Annotated in this window: 17 protein-coding genes; 9 read left to right on the top strand and 8 right to left on the bottom strand. The window is 67.0% G+C overall.

Annotated features, from left to right (window positions below; all coding sequences use genetic code 11):
* Positions 1 to 50: 50 nt before the first annotated feature.
* The 6 genes from HYZ11_02670 to HYZ11_02645 all read left to right on the top strand — a co-directional run bounded on the left by HYZ11_02670 (position 51) and on the right by HYZ11_02645 (position 7,332).
* Positions 51 to 962 carry an ABC transporter permease gene (locus HYZ11_02670; protein ID MBI3126491.1) on the top strand — a complete coding sequence of 304 codons (912 nt, stop codon included), beginning with the start codon at positions 51 to 53 and terminating at the stop codon, positions 960 to 962.
* Positions 963 to 1,032: 70 nt separating this feature from the next.
* Positions 1,033 to 2,022, top strand: coding sequence for a TAXI family TRAP transporter solute-binding subunit (locus HYZ11_02665; GenBank protein MBI3126490.1), 990 nt, complete (start codon positions 1,033 to 1,035; stop codon positions 2,020 to 2,022).
* Positions 2,023 to 2,082: 60 nt separating this feature from the next.
* Positions 2,083 to 3,993 carry a TRAP transporter permease gene (locus HYZ11_02660; protein MBI3126489.1) on the top strand — a complete coding sequence of 637 codons (1,911 nt, stop codon included), beginning with the start codon at positions 2,083 to 2,085 and terminating at the stop codon, positions 3,991 to 3,993.
* Positions 3,990 to 4,763 (top strand): ABC transporter ATP-binding protein, encoded by a 774-nt coding sequence (locus HYZ11_02655; GenBank protein ID MBI3126488.1) that lies wholly within the window; start codon positions 3,990 to 3,992, stop codon positions 4,761 to 4,763. The genes HYZ11_02660 and HYZ11_02655 overlap by 4 nt, the downstream gene beginning before the upstream one ends.
* Positions 4,764 to 4,806: 43 nt before the next feature.
* The gene (locus HYZ11_02650; GenBank protein MBI3126487.1) at positions 4,807 to 5,610 is read left to right on the top strand and encodes a 3-keto-5-aminohexanoate cleavage protein; all 804 of its coding nucleotides are present in this window, start codon (positions 4,807 to 4,809) and stop codon (positions 5,608 to 5,610) included.
* Positions 5,611 to 5,646: 36 nt separating this feature from the next.
* On the top strand, positions 5,647 to 7,332 hold the full coding sequence (locus HYZ11_02645; GenBank protein ID MBI3126486.1) for a thiamine pyrophosphate-binding protein: 1,686 nt from the start codon (positions 5,647 to 5,649) through the stop codon (positions 7,330 to 7,332).
* A gap of 30 nt (positions 7,333 to 7,362) precedes the next feature.
* Here HYZ11_02645 and HYZ11_02640 read toward each other — a convergent pair whose 3' ends face one another.
* Together HYZ11_02640 and HYZ11_02635 are read right to left on the bottom strand one after the other, a co-directional pair.
* Complete coding sequence (locus tag HYZ11_02640) at positions 7,363 to 7,635, bottom strand: hypothetical protein (protein ID MBI3126485.1); 273 nt, start codon at positions 7,633 to 7,635, stop codon at positions 7,363 to 7,365.
* A 30-nt stretch (positions 7,636 to 7,665) separates the two neighbouring features.
* Positions 7,666 to 7,920: a hypothetical protein gene (locus tag HYZ11_02635; protein ID MBI3126484.1), complete on the bottom strand. Its 255-nt coding sequence runs from the start codon at positions 7,918 to 7,920 to the stop codon at positions 7,666 to 7,668.
* Between the two features lie 155 nt (positions 7,921 to 8,075).
* Between HYZ11_02635 and HYZ11_02630 the strand changes: the two genes are divergently transcribed.
* From HYZ11_02630 to HYZ11_02620, 3 genes are read left to right on the top strand one after another with little or no spacing between them, the layout of a single operon-like run.
* On the top strand, positions 8,076 to 9,086 hold the full coding sequence (locus HYZ11_02630) for an amidohydrolase family protein (protein MBI3126483.1): 1,011 nt from the start codon (positions 8,076 to 8,078) through the stop codon (positions 9,084 to 9,086).
* A 36-nt stretch (positions 9,087 to 9,122) separates the two neighbouring features.
* A complete protein-coding gene (locus HYZ11_02625) occupies positions 9,123 to 9,992 on the top strand; it encodes an MBL fold metallo-hydrolase (protein MBI3126482.1) in 870 nt (289 codons plus the stop codon).
* 49 nt (positions 9,993 to 10,041) lie between these two features.
* Positions 10,042 to 10,464: a DNA-binding protein gene (locus HYZ11_02620; GenBank protein MBI3126481.1), complete on the top strand. Its 423-nt coding sequence runs from the start codon at positions 10,042 to 10,044 to the stop codon at positions 10,462 to 10,464.
* A gap of 56 nt (positions 10,465 to 10,520) precedes the next feature.
* On the opposite strand, the gene HYZ11_02615 is transcribed toward HYZ11_02620, so the two are convergent.
* From HYZ11_02615 to HYZ11_02590, 6 genes are all read right to left on the bottom strand, one after another.
* Positions 10,521 to 11,129: a C_GCAxxG_C_C family protein gene (locus HYZ11_02615; GenBank protein ID MBI3126480.1), complete on the bottom strand. Its 609-nt coding sequence runs from the start codon at positions 11,127 to 11,129 to the stop codon at positions 10,521 to 10,523.
* Between the two features lie 603 nt (positions 11,130 to 11,732).
* The gene (locus HYZ11_02610) at positions 11,733 to 12,593 is read right to left on the bottom strand and encodes an ABC transporter permease (GenBank protein MBI3126479.1); all 861 of its coding nucleotides are present in this window, start codon (positions 12,591 to 12,593) and stop codon (positions 11,733 to 11,735) included.
* Positions 12,594 to 12,618: 25 nt separating this feature from the next.
* Complete coding sequence (locus tag HYZ11_02605; GenBank protein MBI3126478.1) at positions 12,619 to 13,458, bottom strand: ABC transporter permease; 840 nt, start codon at positions 13,456 to 13,458, stop codon at positions 12,619 to 12,621.
* 10 nt (positions 13,459 to 13,468) lie between these two features.
* The gene (locus HYZ11_02600) at positions 13,469 to 14,212 is read right to left on the bottom strand and encodes an ABC transporter ATP-binding protein (GenBank protein MBI3126477.1); all 744 of its coding nucleotides are present in this window, start codon (positions 14,210 to 14,212) and stop codon (positions 13,469 to 13,471) included.
* Between the two features lie 100 nt (positions 14,213 to 14,312).
* Positions 14,313 to 15,374, bottom strand: coding sequence for an ABC transporter substrate-binding protein (locus tag HYZ11_02595; GenBank protein MBI3126476.1), 1,062 nt, complete (start codon positions 15,372 to 15,374; stop codon positions 14,313 to 14,315).
* A gap of 221 nt (positions 15,375 to 15,595) precedes the next feature.
* The gene (locus tag HYZ11_02590) at positions 15,596 to 16,564 is read right to left on the bottom strand and encodes a zinc-binding dehydrogenase (protein MBI3126475.1); all 969 of its coding nucleotides are present in this window, start codon (positions 16,562 to 16,564) and stop codon (positions 15,596 to 15,598) included.
* Positions 16,565 to 16,575 lie beyond the last annotated feature (11 nt).

The following is a 16,575-nucleotide window of genomic DNA, read 5'->3' as shown; positions in this document are numbered from 1 at the left end:
TGGAGGCCCGGCGGCGCGCACGCCTCGCCGCGGGCCGGGAGGACGCCGGCATGAAGGGTGAGGGAATCCTGGGGGCGCTCCAGGAGGCGCGGGAGGATCCGGCGGGCTTCTTCCGCGCTCGCCGAAAGCTCGTGATCTTTCCGATCTCACTGGTGGTTTTCGTGGGTGCGTGGGAGTGGCTCGTCCGCGCCTTGGAGATTCCCTCGTTCATCCTGCCGCCCCCCTCGGCGGTGGCCGCCGCGCTGCTCCAGGGGCTCTTCTTCCTCGGCACGGGCGGGGTGGGCTCGGCCGACTTCTTCGGGGCCATGCAGAACAGCTATTACCTGCACATCGCCCACACCTTCGTCGAGGCGCTCTCGGGGTTCCTGATCGGGGGCTTCATCGGCTTCGGCCTGGGGCCCCTGTTCATGCAGTCGGAGGTCATCGAGGACATCGTCCTGCCCTACATCGTGGCGTTCCAGACCCTGCCCAAGCTGGCCATCGCGCCCCTGTTCGTGATCTGGTTCGGCTACGAGATCGAGTCGAAGGTGCTGCTGGCGGGGCTGGTGGCCTTCTTCCCCCTGCTCGTGAACACCATGGTGGGGCTGAAGTCGGCCCAGAGCGATCAGCTCGATTTGCTCCGCTCCCTCTCCGCCTCGCGATGGCAGACGTTCTGGAAGCTCCAGTTCCCGAACGCGATGCCCTTCATCTTCGCTGGGCTGGAGTTGGCCGTCGTGTTCAGCCTGCTGGGAGCGCTCCTCGGCGAGTTCGTGGGGGCGGGGCAGTGCATGTGGGGGGGGAGGGGGCAGTGCGGCCTCGGCGTGCTGCTCATGCAGATGAGCTTCAGCAGCGACACGACGGGGACCTTCGCCGTCTTGATCATCCTGGCGATGATGGGCGTGGCGATGCACAAGGCGATCAAGGTGCTGAGACGGAAAGTCCTGTTCTGGTCGCCCGAGACCGGAAGGGCCATGAACACCTGAGGCGAACCGGCACCCGCCCTCCCCGGCCGGGAAGGGCCGGGGACGCCCGGGGCCATGAAAGGAGGGCAACATGAAGATCACCCGAAGCATCGCCGCCGCGCTGCTGGCCGCCTGCCTGGCCGTGCCGGCGGCCTCCGCCTCCGCCGCGCAGGAGGCGCCCAAGTCGCTCACGCTGAGCGCCGGGGCCATCGGCCAGAACTGGTACATGCTGGCCGCTCTCCTGGGGGAGAACCTCAAGAAGATGTACGGCACGACCCAGATCACGGTAATGGCCGGCGGCGGAGTCGCCAACGTCAACCTGCTGGACCAGGGGACGATCGACTTCGGCCTCACCTCGACCGACCTCTACGTGGCCGCCATGAAGGGCATCGCCCCCTATAAGAAGCCCCACAAGGACGTCCTGGCGGTGGGCAACATCCAGGCCGTGAGCGTCTACTACTTCATGGTCGACAAGTCGAAGGGCCTGAAGTCCATCCAAGAATACGCGCAGAAGAAGATGCCGCTCCGGTTCTGCACCTTCCGGAAGGCCGGACCCCCGGCCGTCTCCGCGCTGCGCCTCTTCCAGGAGATGGGCGTCAAGGAACAGGACATCTCCAAATGGGGGGGGAAGATCAACTTCATGGACTGGCCGAACTGCGTCTCCCTCGCGCGCGATGGACATGTGGACGCCCTGATCGGCGGCACGGGGATGCCCTCGCCCTTCCACGCCGAAGTGGCGAGTGCCCGCGATGTCGAGATACTTCCTGTTCCCGAGCCTATGATCAAGACGATGGTGGACAAGTACGGCTACATCCCCGTGACGATTCCAAAGGGGCTGTACAACATCGTGAAAAAGGACACCCCCTCGTTCGGGTGGTCGGGTTACATCCTCACCCGCAGGCAGACTCCCCCCCAGACCGTGTACGACATGACCAAGAGCCTCTACGAGAGCGCCGACCGTATCCGGAAGCTGCATTCGTCGCTGGCCAGCTATGACGTGAAGAAGCTGGTTGCCGACGTGCCGGGCCCGTTCCATCCCGGCGCCGAGCGGTTCTACAAGGAAAAGGGCATTCTGAAGTAGCGACCGTCCCTCCCGCGCGCGCCCGCCGCGCACGGGAGGGGAGTCATCGAGGAGGAGGGGATGCGGAAGCACCTGGCGCGGTTTTGCGTCGTCGTATCGGTCTCGCTCTCGCTGTTCCACCTCTATACCGGCTATTTCGGGGTGCTCGTGGCGCTGCTGCAGCGCTCGGTCCATCTCCTCCTCACGATGGTGCTGGTGTTCCTGCTCTACCCGGCGTCCAAGCGGCACGAGAACCACCCGGCGGTGGTGGCGCTGGACGTCCTGCTGGCGCTGGGGTCGGTCGTCTGCATCGGCTACGTGGCCGGCAACTACGACTACGTGGTGAACCGGGAGGGGCTGGCGAGCGCCGTGTCCGGGGGCGAACTCGCCCTGGGGCTCGCGACGTTCGCGCTGATCCTAGAAGGGCTCCGCCGGGTGGCGGGCTGGCCCCTCGTGCTGGTGACGCTGGGCGCGCTGCTCTATACCTGGGGAGGACCCTACCTGCCCGGCCTTCTCGCGCACCGGGGGTGGAGCTGGAACCTCATCGTGGCCGCGATGTACCTGGACCAAGAGGCCATCTTCGGGGTGCCCCTCGGAGTCTCCGCCACCTACGCGGCGCTGTTCATCCTCTTCGGCTCGTTCCTGAACATCACCGGCGCCGGGAGGTTCTTCATCGACTTGGCGTGCTCCGTCGCGGGCGGGTCCCGCGGGGGGCCGGCCAAAATCGCCGTCCTGTCGAGCGCGCTCTTCGGCTCGGTCTCGGGCTCGCCCGTCGCCAACGTGTACGGGACGGGGAGCTTTACCATCCCCATGATGATGCGCCTGGGGTACCGGCCGGCCTTCGCCGCAGCGGTGGAGGCGGCCGCCTCCACCGGGGGAGCCATCATGCCCCCCGTCATGGGCGCGGTGGCCTTCCTCATGGCGGACATCACGGGCATCCCCTACGCCTCGATCGCCCTCTCGGCGGCCCTGCCGGCGATCCTCTATTACTTCGCCGTGGGCCTCATGGTCCATTACGAGGCCATCCGGGCGGACCTGAAGGGTCTCCCCCCGGAGGACATCCCCAGTGGCCGGAAGGTCCTGGCCAACCTCTACCTGGCCATCCCCCTGGTGGGGCTCGTCTACACCCTCTCCGCCGGGTACACGGCATTCCGCGCCGCGTTCATCGCGGTGGTGCTCTCGGTCGCCGTGAGCTTCCTGCGCAAGGAGACCCGCCTGACGCCGGCGAAGGCCATCGAGGCGCTCGACAAGGGGGGGAGGGACATGATCCTCATCGCCCTCACGACCGCGGCCTCGGGCATCATCATTGGCACGGTCGGCCTGACCGGCCTCGCCCTGCGCTTCACTTCGCTCGTCCTCTCGTTCTCGGACGCGGGCCTCATCTTCCCTCTGGTGCTGACCATGGTGGCCTGCCTGATCCTGGGGATGGGCATGCCGGCGGCCCCGGCTTACATCATCGTGGCGGCCCTGGCCATTCCGTCCCTGATTCAACTGGGCGTCTCCACGCTGGCGGCGCACATGTTCGCCTTCTACTTCGCCGTCCTGTCGAACGTGACGCCTCCGGTCGCGATGGCCGCCTACGCCGGCGCGAGCATCGCGGGGAGCCCCATGCTCCGCACCGGCGTGATCGCCTCCAAACTGGCCTTCACGGGTTTCCTCATCCCCTTCCTGTTCGTGTACGGCCCTCCGCTGCTCCTCAAGGGGAGCGTGCCCGAGATCCTGTGGGCCTCCCTCACGGCGATCCTGGGGGTTGTCTGCCTGGCCTCGGGGCTGCAGGGGTGGATGCTGGGGCCGGTGAGCTGGCTGGAGCGGCCGATCCTCATCGTCTCGGCCGTGGCCCTCATCAAGCCCGGCGTCGTCACCGATGGTATCGGCCTGGGGGGATTCGCGCTGATCCTCGTCCTGCAGTGGGCGAGATTCAAGAAGAGACGGGTTCCGGCGAGCCCCTTGAGCGCCCGGGAGGACTCCGGGCAGATCGGCGGGAGCCGGTGAGCGTCTGCATATCCATTCAAGCCGTCGAGAAGACCTACGTCACCGCGCGGCGCGAGAAGGTCTACGCCCTGGCCCCGGTGAGCCTCGAGGTCGCGGCGGGCGAGTTCGTGAGCGTGGTGGGGCCGAGCGGCTGCGGGAAGAGCACCCTCCTGAAGATCCTGGGCGGGCTCCTGTCCCGCTCCTCGGGCCGGGCCGAGATCATGGGCACGCCCATCGAGGGCCCCCGGGGGGACGTGGGCATCGTCTTCCAGGACCCCGTGCTGCTCGGGTGGCGGACGGTGCTCCAGAACACCCTGCTCCCCGCCGAGATCCTGCGCCTCGACCGGCGGGCCGCTCTGGAGCGGGCCCGGGGGCTCATCAAGCTGGTTGGGCTCGAGGGCTTTGAGGACAAGTACCCGATGGAACTCTCCGGAGGGATGCGCCAGCGGAACTCCATCATCCGGGCGCTCATCCACGACCCCGCCGTCCTCCTCATGGACGAGCCCTTCGGCGCCCTCGACGCCATGACCCGCGAGCAGATGAACCTCGAGCTCCAGCGCATCTGGCTGGAGAGCCGGAAGACGGTCTTCTTCATCACGCACAGCATCCCGGAGGCCGTCTTCCTGGCCGACCGCGTGGTGGTGATGTCGGCGCGCCCCGGGCGGATCCGGGAGATCATCGCCGTCGATCTCCCGCGGCCCCGCTCGATGTCGACCATGGGCGACTCGAGGTTCGTGGAGCACAACCAGCACATCAGGCGCCTGCTCTTCTCGGAGGGAAGCCTGGATTGAGGAGGGGGCGCCCCGCGCCCTCACGGGAGAATCGGGGAGGACGATGGACAAGCTCATCATCACGACATGCGCAGCGGATACATCCATGCACGCCGGCGTTCCGCACCGCTTCAAGGAGTCGGAGCCCCTGGCCATCTCCGTCGAGAAGGCGTCGAAGGCGGGCGCCGCCATCGCGCACATCCACGCGCCTCCGGCGGACTTCAAGGCCTGGGAGAGCCACACCAAGGCCATCCGGGGCCGGTGCGGCGTCATGCTCCAGTACGGCATCTCGACCCAGACCCTGGACCAGCGCCGCGAGGTGGTGAAGAACCGACCCGAGATGATGTCGGTGGCGGTCGGCGCCCACAACATGGCCTTCCTGGACCGGGACATGATGATGCTCCACCCCCGCCAGGAGATCGCCGACATGATGCGCCTGTGCGCGGACTATGGCGTGAAGCCCGAATTCGAGGTCTTCTCGCTGGGCGAGCTCTGGCTCATCGATGACATCCTGCAGAAGGGCCTCTTGAAGCCCCCCGTTCTCATGACGTGCTTCTTCGGCCGGCCCGGCGGGGCCTGGTCGCCCCCGACCATGAAGGAGTTCCTGCACCGGGTGGAGCACCTCCCGCCCCACGCGATCTACGTCACGAGCTGCACCGGTCCCACCCACATCGTCCTCCAGACCATGGCCGTCGCGCAGGGCGGGCATGTGCGCGTGGGGACGGAGGACGAACCCTGCCTCTACCCCGGGGTGCTCGGGGACAACGTGGACCACGTCTCGCGGATCGCCCGCATCGCGAAGGAGCTGGGGCGCGAGGTCGCGGGCGTGGACGAAGCGCGGGCCAAGCTCCATATCCCGTCCCGGTAGCCGCTCGGGGCGGACGAGATTCCAGGAGGGTTGGAAGTGGCAAAGATGAGCGGAGCGGAATACGTATCGCGCGCCCTGAAGGCCTACGGCGTGACCCACATCTTCTTCGTCCCGACGGTGCTCAGCCGGGCGCTGGCGGTGATGGACCTCGAGGGGACGGGCATCTCGCGCATCATCACGCACGGGGAGAAGGCGGCCGTCTACATGGCCGACGGCTTCGCCCGCGCCTCCGGCCGTCCCGGCATCACCATGGCCCAGATCGTGGGCGGGCTGAACCTGGCCGCCGGCCTCAGGGACGCCTACCTGGCGGGATCGCCGGTCATCGCCTTCACGGGCGGCTACGACCCGATGTACCGCTACCGGCACGACTATCAGGAGGCGGAGGACTTCGACGCCTTCGAGACCGTGACCAAGTTCAACGCCTACGTGGACGACGTGCGGCGCTTCCCGGACCTCATCCGGCAGGCCTTCCGGGCCGCGACGACCGGAAACCCCGGGCCGGTCCACCTGCGGGTGCGCGGGAAGCTGGGCCAGATCGAGGAGGACACGGCCGACCTCGAGGTGCTGGCCGAGCCGCGGTTCAATCGCTATCCCCCGTTCCGGCCCGAGCCGGAGGTGGAACACGTGCGCCAGGTGGCCCGGGTCCTGGCCTCGGCCAGGAAGCCCGTCATCGTGGCGGGCGGGGGCGTGCGGAACTCGGGCGCCAAGCGCGAGCTGGTGGAGCTGGCCGAGAAGCTCCATATCCCGGTGGCCACCTCCCTGACCGGGAAGGAGATCATCCCCGGCAACCATCCCCTGTCGATCGGCGTGGTCGGCTCTTACTCCCGCCGGAGCGCCAACGTGCTGGTGGGGCAGGCGGACCTCGTCTTCTTCGCCGGCACCCGGGCGGGGGGCATGACGACGAACACGTGGCGCGTGCCCAAGATCGGGACGCCGGCCGTGCAGCTCGACATCGACCCGGAGGAACTGGGGCGGAACTACCCCCTGCAGGGGAGCATCCTCGGGGACGCCAAGGTTTCCCTCCGCAGGCTCATCGAGGCGGCGGACGCCTCCTCGGCGGCCTCCCGCAAGGACTGGGTGGCGCACTGCCAGAAGACCGTGGCCGACTGGCGGGCGGAGTTCGCCCCCCTGCTGAACTCGGACAAGTCCCCCGTCCATCCCCTGCGGATCATCAAGGAGCTCACGTCCTTCCTGCCGCCGAACGCCTTTGTCCTCTCGGACACCGGGCACTCCGGCATGTGGACGGGCGGCTACCTCGACCTGAACCACCCGGGGCAGGGCTACACACGGTGCGCGGGGCACCTGGGGTGGGGCTTCCCGGCCGCGCTGGGCGCCAAGTGCGCCCTCCCCGACCGGCCGGTGTTCCTCTTCTGCGGGGACGCGGGCTTCTGGTACCACATCGGGGAGCTCGAGACGGCCGTCCGCTGGAACATCAACGCCATCCTCGTGGTGAACAACAACTGCGCCCAGAACCAGGAAACCGGCATCTACTCCCGCGCCTACGGCGGAAAGCAGCAGGCGAACTCCCGCCAGCTCTGGACGTTCAAGCAGACGAACCTCTCCACGGTGGCCGAGTCCATGGGGGCGGCGGCCATCCGGGTTGAGAGGCCGGGCGACCTGCGCGGCGCGCTCGAGAAGGCGCTCACCATCAAGAACGTGCCCGTGGTGGTGGAGGTGGTGTCGGACATCGAGGCCCTGGCGCCGGGAGCCTACGCCGAGTAGGGGGAGCGCGAATCCCTGGCGGATGGATACTTAGTGTGCTTCGCCCATCTCCACCGGCCGGCCGTTCAGGAAGACCGCGCCGTGGAGCGAAACCTGCTGCGTCACCAGGTTCTCGGCGAAGCAGCCGCCCTTGGCGTTCCGCACCAGGGCGGCGATCTTCTCCGGGGGCTCCTCGGAGTCGATGTCGAGCCGGGTGGTCACCCCCTTCCACGTGGTCTTCACGGTGCCCTTCAGCACCGAGCCGGCGAGCAGGTAGTCGAACTCGACGTGGCAGCTCGCCTTCCTGACCTTGAGCTTCATCATGGACGCGTACCGCGCCACCTGGGTGAGGAGTCAGAAGCCGATGCCCATGGCGAGGTAGCTCATCGGCGGGGCGAACCTGTTGGTGCCGCCGATGTGGGGCGGCTCGTCGGAGTAGACCTCGAAGCCGCGGGATCTCCCAAGCTTGAGGTGGGTTTCCCCCTCGATGGTTTCGGTGTCGGCCTCGAGGTGCATGGCGAACCCCTGGCGCGGCAGCTCCGGCTTGTCGGTGATGCGCTCGCCGGGCGCGGTGCTCTGTTCGAAGGGATTCAAGGGCTTATCCGTCATGGGGCCTCCGGGGCAGCGGGATGTCGGGCGGACAGTCCGGATGGTATGACCCCGCGGAGAATCCGGCAACGCGCGGGCGAAAGGCGGAGGCGAAGGACAAGCGGCCGCATGGAAAATGGCCGACAGGCGAGCCATCCTGTCGCCGGAGGGAAACCATGATCATCGACTTCCACGCGCACATCCTGCCGGAGAAGGTGCTGGACGCCATTCGCGCAGGGAAATTCGCCCCCCAGGTGCGGGTCGAGACCGGCCGCCGGGGCGAGGAGGCGATCGTCGCGGACATCACCGTCCTCGGCCAGAAGAGGGTCATGCGGAACCGGCTGCCCCGGGAGCTCCTCGACCTCGATCTCCGGCTGGCCCACATGAAGAGCATGAGGGTGGACAAGCAGATCCTCTCCGCCATCACCAACATGACCTTCTACGGCCTCGACGCCGGACTCAACCGGGAGATCTCGGCGTTCTACAACGACGAGATCGCGGCCGTGGCGGAGAAGATGCCGGAGAAGTTCCACTGCATGTGCAACGTGCCCCTGCAGGACCCCGAGGCGGCGGCGGCCGAGCTGGAGCGCTCCGTGAAGCGGGGGCACGTCGGGGTGAAGATCGGCACCAACGTGGCGGGCGCGAACCTGAGCGATCCCGGGCTGGACCTCTTCTGGGCCAAGGCGGAGTCCCTGGACGTCCCCGTGTTCATCCATCCGGGGGACATCATCGGGGCCGAGGACCGGATGAAGGAATTCTACATGCACAACCTCATCGCCAACCCCCTTGACACCACCATCGCCGCGGCCTGCCTCATCTTCGGCGGGGTGCTCGACCGCTTCCCCCGGCTCAAGGTCGTCCTGGCCCATCTGGGCGGCTTCGCACCCTGGATCCGGGGGCGCTGGCAGCACGGCTACATGGTTCGCGAGGAAACCCGGGTTCGCGGCGCCCAGGCGCCGGACGCGTATCTCGGCAAGCTGTACTATGACACCGTCATCCACAACGCGGACTGCCTGGAGTTCGCAGTAAAGACCCTTGGGGCGGAGGCCATCCTCTATGGGACGGATTATCCCTGGGACGTGGGCCTGCTGGGCCCGGCGGCCGAGGTCCAGGGCCTTTCGCGCTTGTCCCGGGCGGACCAGGAGAAGATACTCGCGAGGAATACCCGGCGGGTTTACAGGATCTAGCCCCGGCCAGCGGCCAGAGCGGACAGGAGACGTGCCGTGCGTCAACTCAGCAAGCATGTGTACGCGGAGACGGGATACGACTGGGCGAACGTGGGGGCGGTCGTCACCGACGAGGGGCTCGTGCTCATCGACTGCCCCGTGCGGCCCTCGAACTCCCAGCACTGGCAGAACGAGATCCGCCCCCTGAGCGCCAAAGGGATCAAATACATCATCGGCACGGACTACCACGGGGATCACACCACCGGTTCGGCCTTCGTCGAGGGCCCGACCTTCATCGCCCCCCAGCGGGTGTTCGACGAGATCTCCCGCACGGCGGGCAAGCATCCCTTCGCGAAGGCGCTCTTCGTGAACACGCTGCGCGACCAGGGGCACACGCGGGAGGCGGACGAAATCGAGGCGGCGGTGGTCCCGGCGCCCCAGATCTGCTTCGAGGAGAGCATGATCCTCCACCTGCCGCCCCTCACTTTCGAGATCCGGCGGCTGGGGGGGCACTCGCCCGCCTGCAGCGTGGTGTACGTGCCGGAGGAGGGTGTCCTCTTCTCGAGCGACGTGGCGATGGACAGTCCCACCCCGGGGATGCGCGACGCCAATGTGAAGCAGTGGATCGCCGCCCTGGACTGGATTGAAAAGCTGAACCCCGGGCGCATCGTTCCCGGCCACGGCGAGATAGGCGGGCTGGAGATCGTCCGCAAGCTGCGGAGCTACCTGCAGGAGCTGAGCGGGGTCATGGAGAAGGTCGTGCGCGCGGGCCGCTCCATGGAGGAGGCGGTCCGGGATCCCTCCTTCGACCGGTTCTTCTGGGCGGACGCCAGCAAGGGCGCCTTCTGGGCCCAGGAGCGCAGGGAGACGTTCCAGAAGGGGCTGGAAACCGTCTACAAGGAGGCCAGGGCCGCGCTGGCGGTGTAAGGGGAATGCCGGCTTATTTCCAGACATCATTCCGATTGGAGGGGACGAGATGCAGGCGACGGAGCGCAAGATGGGCCGCGTCTTTCACCTGAGGTTCGAGCCCGGCGACGACTTCTACGGGGAGTTCAACCGCTTCGTGAAGGAGAAGAACATCCGCGTGGCGTCGGTGTTCGTCTTCGGCGCCATGAACACGATGGACATGATCACCGGCTTCAGGAGCATGAAGGGCTACGACGTGGACCGCCGCCACTTCGACGACTGGCGCGAGCTGGTCGGCCTTGGGAACATCTCCTGGCCCGACAAGCCGCCCGCGGCCCTGGGGGAAGGGGTCAGCTGGACCGGGCCCCAGCCCTACGTCCACATCCACATGGCCGTGAGCGGCGCCCCGGGGAAGACCGAGGAGGTTCTCACCGGCCACCTGAGCGGGGGGCTGGTGAAGGGGATGTTCGTCGACGTGTACGAGCTGATCTAGAAGCGGGTCCCCCGCCGCAGGCCTCCCGGCGGCGGGGGACTTTGCGTGCTCTCCCCCTAGATCTTGTGCGGCTTATGGCACAGCATGCAGTTTTCTCTTCCTTGCGTGAATTGCCCTTTCTTGAAATCAGTTCCCATGGAATGGCAGGCTTGGCAGACCTGAACCGCGGCGGGCGTCACGAAGGCGGCCTTGAATTGTTGGGCGTGGTGCGCGTTCAGGAGCTCGACCGCCCGCGCCGCCACGTCTCCGGCGAGCCTGGCGCAGCGCTCGGCCCGCTCGGGGGATCCAGATGCATAGCCCGAGGCCTTGCACCAGTTGGTGACCGAAGCATGGCAGAGCGTCGAGCCGGAGACGCTGCCCGACAGCACCTTGTCGGACTTGTATTTCTTCACGCGGAACTGATGGTTATTCGCGTAGTTGTTGCTCGCTTCGCTCGGGAGGGACGCCTGCGTGTACCAGCCCGCCAGCTCGGGCACTAGCTTCGTGAAATCCTCTCCCGCCACCAAGCAGATGGCGGCGCTGGCTCCGTTTAGGGCGCCGCAGAGGCTCCCCCAGCCGCTGAGCCCGCCTTTTCCGTACCTCATCATGTCCAGAGGGAAACCATCGTAGGGGGTCCCCACCTTGTCCCGGAGCGCGGTGATCACCGCGCCGAAAGCCCCATACATGCAATCCCCCTCGTAAAAGGCTTGGTGCCCCCTCTTTCTCACGTCCTCTGGATCCAGCGGCTGATAGGGCCAGGGCACTTTGGGCGCCTCGGCGGCGGCTGCCCGCGTCCCCGGCGCGAAAGCCGGGGACGCGGCCCCGGCCGCAGCGCTGACCGCACTTAGGCCGACCATGCCAAGCAGGTCACGCCTGCTCATCCCTTTCTTTCGCATCGCCTGTCACCTCCCGCCCGATGAATCCTAGCTTGGATTCACGGCCACATGACCCGGGCGCTTATCCCTTGATGCAAAATGCATCAAACAAACAAGCGCCAAATCGTCTTCCCCACTGGGCCGAGTCTTTTTCGGGAGGGCCAATCGTCTCCGGGAGGGCCGGATCACAAAAGCGCGAGGTGGAGAACCCCGCCCATAACGACTAGGACGTACGCAAGTTCCATGCCCGCCCGCGCTGTCGAGCGTGATTGCAAGACAAGCAAAAACAAGACGTTCCTTCCATCGTTTGGGCTGTAAGGAAAATCAGCCGGGGCGGAATGCCAAAGTTGTGCGGGAGATGGGGTGTTTTTGCGCACAGGCTGAGAGGGCTGATTTGAGCCAGCGAGGATGCCGCTACCGGAGCTTGCTCATCTCGGCGTCCTCGGCGCGCCAGAAGACGATCTTGCGGTCGAGCCACTCGATGGCCAGGTAGAGCGCCAGCCCCAGTAGGCCGATGATGATGATGATGGCGTACATCTGGGGGATGGCCAGCTCCACGTGGTAGCGCGTCAGCTCGTAGCCCAGGCCGTACTCGGTGGCGACGAACTCGGCCACGATCACCCCGATGGTGGCGAACGTCAGGCTCACCTTGAGGCCCGCGAAGATGGTGGGCATGGCGTACGGGAAGCGGAGCATCCGGAAGGTCTGCCAGGGCGTCGCCCGCAGCGAGCGCATGAGCTTGAGGGCGTTCTCCTCGACCAGGGAGAGGCCCACCAGCGTATTGAGGAAGACGGGGAAGAAGCAGCCGACGACCGCCTGGGCGATCTTGGATTCGGGCCCGAAGCCGAACCAGGCGATCATCAGGGGGGCGAGGATGACCCGGGGCGTGGACTGGAAGCCCATCACGTAGGGATAAAGCGTCTTTCGCCACAACTCCGAGAAGGCGAACAGCACCCCCATGGCGAAGCCGATGCCGCTCCCCAGGATGAAGCCCACCAGGATGCTGAACAAGGTGAAGGAGAAGTGAGAGAGAAAGAGGGCATGCCCCACCACCTCGGGGAAGACCGCCGCGATGGCCCCCGGCGTCGGGAGGATGATCTGGTGGATGAGCCCCGACGTGGGGAGCAGATGCCAGAGGGCGATGATGGCCACGAACAGGAGCGCCGACAGAAAGAGGTAGCGCCGGGCCGCAAGATGCGCCCGGAGGGACGAGGCCTTCTCCGGCCGGGGGCCCGGCCGGTCCAGCCGCTGCGCGTCGCCTTGGATGTGCGCCATGCCGTCCCCCGCCCCTCCCGCCATGTCACCGCTCCCGCCAGAAGACGATCCGCCGATCCAGCATGTCCATGAGCGTCACTCCCAGTATCCCCAGCACCGAGACGATGACCACCACCGCGATCATCAGATGCACTTGGATCTGGAGCTGGTATATCTGCACGAGCCGCCCCAGGCCGTTGTCCGCCGCGATGAGGAACTCGGCCACGATGGCCCCGATCATGGCGAAGGTGAGCGAGGTCTTGAGGCCGGCGAAGATGTGGGGTAGGGCGTTCGGGAAGCGAAGCTTGGCGAACACCTGCCAGCGCGAGGCCCGCAGCGAGCGCATGAGCTTGAGGGCGTTCTCCTCCACGAGCTGGAGCCCCACCACCGTGTTGATCATGACCGGGAAGAAGCAGATGGCCAGGGCGGTGGCGATCTTGGATGCCGGCCCGAAGCCGAACCAGATGATGAAGAGCGGCGCCAGCACCACCTTGGGCAGCGCCTGGAACGCGATGATGTAGGGGTAGAGCGTCAGGCGGACGGCCGGGACGGTCGCCAGCAGGATTCCCAGCAGGAGGCCGATCCCCGCCCCGAGCAGGAAGCCGAGCGCGATCTCCATCATCGTGATCCAGAAGTGCTTGGCGAAGAAATCCGACGTCACCAGCATCCACCAGCCCGCGGCGATCTTCGTGGGCGGCGGGAAGAGGACGGGCTCGATGATGGCCCGCTGGGAGAGGAACTCCCACAGCAGGAGGAAGCCCACCCCCAGGCCGATGGCCAGATAGACGTGCGTGTGCCGCGCCCGTCCGCCGGCGGGCTTGGCGCCCGCCGCCAGGGGAGCAGGGCCCGCCTCGCGGCGGCCGGCGTGGGAGACGGGATGGGCCATGCGCGCTCTCCTAGTGGGCGACGCCCAGCAGCTCCCGCACCTCGAAAACCTTCTCGGCGTATGCAGGGAGCTTCATGGCCTCGCGCGTGCGGGGCCGCGGCAGGCCGACGTCCAGCACCTTGGCGATCTGGCCGGGCCGGGGCGTCATCACCACCACCCGGTCCGAGAGGAAAACCGCTTCGTTGATGTTGTGCGTGACGAAGATGATCGTCTTCCGGGTGGCGTCCCAGATGCGCAGCAGCTCCAGGTTCATCGCCTCGCGGGTGAACTCATCCAGCGCGCCGAAGGGCTCGTCAAGGAGCAGCACCTCGGGGTCGTGCACCAGCACCCGGCTCAGGGCGACGCGCTGCTGCATGCCTCCCGAGAGCTGGCGCGGATAGGCCTCCTCGAAGCCCTTGAGCCCGGTCAGGTCCAGGAGCTCGATGGCCCGCGCGCGGAACGCCCCCTTGTCCTGCCCCAGGATCTCGATGGGCAGCAGGACGTTCTCCACCACGGTGCGCCAGTCGAAGAGCACCGGGGTCTGGAACATCATTCCGATCTCCCGGCGCGGCTCGCGCTGCTCCTCTCCCTTGAACCAGAGGTCGCCCGAGGTGCGGTCCAGGAGCCCCCCGACGATGTTGAGGAGGGTGGATTTTCCGCAGCCGCTCGGGCCCACGAAGGAGACGAACTCCCCGGAATGGATGTCCAGTGTGATGTCCCGGAGCGCGAGCAAGGGCTGCTCCTGCGTCTCGTACACCTTGCTGAGGTTCCGCATCGAGATGATGCGGCCGTTGTATGAGGTCAAGCTCTTTCTCCCGCGCCCCCACCCCGCGCCCGGGGTGGGGGCGGCAAGCACGTCTTTCCGCGGTGATGCGTTACTTGTTGTAGTTGATCTTCAGGACGGCGTCCCGGTCGAACTTGTTGATCTCGTCCAGCATGTCGGTCTTCAGGAATTCATCCGCCTTCGGCGCCTTGAACTTGGGATTGGATTTCGTCAGGAAGGCCAGGTAGTTCTCCAGATTGGCGCGGACGGGCTCGCCGATGCGCTTGCCCGGCTGCAGCTTCGTGATCTGCATGGCGCGCGTCAGCAAGGGCTTGGCGACCTTGGGCGTCGCCCATTCTTCCTTGGAGACGTTGCTCTGTAGCTTCTCGCACTGGTCCGGCTTGGACTGGCACCACAGGCTCGCCTTGGCCACGCCGCGGGCGAGGATGATCAGCGCCTGCCGGTGCTTCTTGAGGGCGTCCGGAGAGGCGATCATCATCTGGGCCGGGAAGGCGTGGAATTCGGCCGGGGTGATGTCGCGCAGCGGGATGCCGGCGAGCTCGACGGCGAGGTTGTCCTGGAAGTTGGAGGCGTATGCGGCCACCCGGCCCGACTTGATGGCCTCGAAGGTGGCGGGCGAGCCCTCGCCGATGGGGATCAGGCGCACGTCCTTGTCGGGGTTGAGGCCAGCGCCCTGGAGCGCCGCCTTGACCATCGGCACCTCACCCCCGCCCGGCTCGGAGATGCCGATGTTCTTGCCCTTGAGGTCCTTCACGGACTTCACCGGGCTGTTCGCCGGGACCTTGAGGAAGAAGAGGGAGCCCGTGCTGTACTGGTAGAAGCCGTGCAGCTTTTGCCCCCGGCCTACCGCGTTCAGGGTGGCAGGCATCGAGGGGATGCCCGCGTCGGCGTGCCCTGCGATCAGGAGCTGGACGGCGGCGCCGCTGCCACCGGTGCCCTTCCAGCTCACTTCAAGTCCTTCCTGCTCCCAGAAGCCCAGCTCCTTCGCCACGGAGAAGGCGTAGAACGTCCCGCCCGGAGGGCTGATGGGGAAGAGCCACAGCAGTTTGTATTTGGGAGCGGCGGCGGAGGCTGGAAGCGCAAAGGCCGCCAGGAACAGGAGAGCCAGGACCGAGATGCCCAGTCTACGGCAGCAAGTGGACCGTACTTTCATGGGTCTTTCTCCTCCCAGAGAAGGGAACTGCGGCCCGTTTTGGCGACGCGCTGCTGATTTGGAGATTGAAAGAGCATATTACCACAACCGATTTCAGATGAAAATCGGGAAGTTCTTGGAGTGCTCGAATGGGTGCGCCCGGAAGCGGGCGAGGCGAGATTTTGCGGGTATTTCGAAGTGGGCGTCCTTACAGGACCGTACCCCCCGAAGGCGGGAAGAGCCTACGGGACCAGGACAATCTTTCCCAGGAAATCTCCGCTGCGCAGGAGGACGTGGGCGGCCTCCGCCTCGGAGAAGGGGAAGGCCCGGGCCACGTGGACCTTCACCCGGCCCTCGCGCAGGAGCGGTGCGAGGCGCCGGACGTACTCGGGCATTCTCGGAATGAGATTCACCCCAGTAATCCCGATGATGTGCGCGTCCTTGGTCATCAGGGCGGGGACGCTCAGGGGGGCGGGGCCCTCGCCCCGGCCCGCGGCCATGAGGATGATGCGGCCTCCGACGCAGACGGATTCGAGATCCTGGGCCAGGTTTTCCCGCCCGGAAAGCTCGACGATGACTTCCACCCCCCGGCCCCCCGTCAGTTCCTTGCAGCGGGCGGCCACGTTCTCCTTGCGGTAGTTGATGGTCTCGTCCGCGCCGAGGCCCCGGCAGAAGGCCGCCTTCTCGTCGCTGCTGACGGTGGCGAGCACTCGGCAGCCGGCGACCTTGGCGAGCTGGATCGCCGCCATCCCCACTCCCCCGGCTCCGCCCTGGACGAGTACGGTTTCGCCCGGCCCGGCGTTCGCCTTGAAGAAGAGCGCGTTCCATGCCGTCCGGAAGGGGAGGGTGATGCCCGCGCCCTCCTCGTAGCTCCAGCCGTCCGGCAGCAGGGCGGCCGTCGCCGCGTCCATCCGCACCAGCTCCGCGTAGGCCCCGCCCGCGCAGCGGCCGAAGACGCGCTGCCCGGCGCTGAAACCCCTCGCCCCCTCGCCCAGGCCCACGACCTCGCCCGCCGCCTCGAGCCCCGGGACGTAGGGCAGCCCCCCGCCCGCATGGACGTGGGACCCCGCCCGGGTGGCGACATCGGAGGGGTTCACTCCGGCCGCGCCGAGCCTCACCAGCAGCTCGCCGGGCGCGGGCCGCGCGTCCTCGACTTCCTCCAGGCGCATCGGGTGGTCCAGGCCCAGCTTGTGCACGCGCACCGCTCGCATCAGGCGGATCC

It is taken from the genome of Candidatus Tectomicrobia bacterium (genome assembly GCA_016192135.1).
GTDB lineage: Bacteria > UBA8248 > UBA8248 > UBA8248 > UBA8248 > 2-12-FULL-69-37.
Note: the sequence above shows the minus strand (reverse complement) of the source record. Positions and strands in the feature narration are given on the sequence as shown.

Bases quoted from the DNA above. Each gene is read 5' to 3' on its own strand.
- HYZ11_02670 (MBI3126491.1), top strand. From the start codon at position 51: ATGAAGGGTGAGGGAATCCTGGGGGCGCTCCAGGAGGCGCGGGAGGAT.
- HYZ11_02665 (MBI3126490.1), top strand. From the start codon at position 1,033: ATGAAGATCACCCGAAGCATCGCCGCCGCGCTGCTGGCCGCCTGCCTG.
- HYZ11_02660 (MBI3126489.1), top strand. From the start codon at position 2,083: ATGCGGAAGCACCTGGCGCGGTTTTGCGTCGTCGTATCGGTCTCGCTC.
- HYZ11_02650 (MBI3126487.1), top strand. From the start codon at position 4,807: ATGGACAAGCTCATCATCACGACATGCGCAGCGGATACATCCATGCAC.
- HYZ11_02640 (MBI3126485.1), bottom strand. From the start codon at position 7,635: ATGATGAAGCTCAAGGTCAGGAAGGCGAGCTGCCACGTCGAGTTCGAC.
- HYZ11_02635 (MBI3126484.1), bottom strand. From the start codon at position 7,920: ATGACGGATAAGCCCTTGAATCCCTTCGAACAGAGCACCGCGCCCGGC.
- HYZ11_02630 (MBI3126483.1), top strand. From the start codon at position 8,076: ATGATCATCGACTTCCACGCGCACATCCTGCCGGAGAAGGTGCTGGAC.
- HYZ11_02620 (MBI3126481.1), top strand. From the start codon at position 10,042: ATGCAGGCGACGGAGCGCAAGATGGGCCGCGTCTTTCACCTGAGGTTC.
- HYZ11_02615 (MBI3126480.1), bottom strand. From the start codon at position 11,129: ATGTATGGGGCTTTCGGCGCGGTGATCACCGCGCTCCGGGACAAGGTG.
- HYZ11_02610 (MBI3126479.1), bottom strand. From the start codon at position 12,593: ATGGCGCACATCCAAGGCGACGCGCAGCGGCTGGACCGGCCGGGCCCC.
- HYZ11_02605 (MBI3126478.1), bottom strand. From the start codon at position 13,458: ATGGCCCATCCCGTCTCCCACGCCGGCCGCCGCGAGGCGGGCCCTGCT.
- HYZ11_02600 (MBI3126477.1), bottom strand. From the start codon at position 14,212: ATGCGGAACCTCAGCAAGGTGTACGAGACGCAGGAGCAGCCCTTGCTC.
- HYZ11_02595 (MBI3126476.1), bottom strand. From the start codon at position 15,374: ATGAAAGTACGGTCCACTTGCTGCCGTAGACTGGGCATCTCGGTCCTG.
- HYZ11_02590 (MBI3126475.1), bottom strand. From the start codon at position 16,564: ATGCGAGCGGTGCGCGTGCACAAGCTGGGCCTGGACCACCCGATGCGC.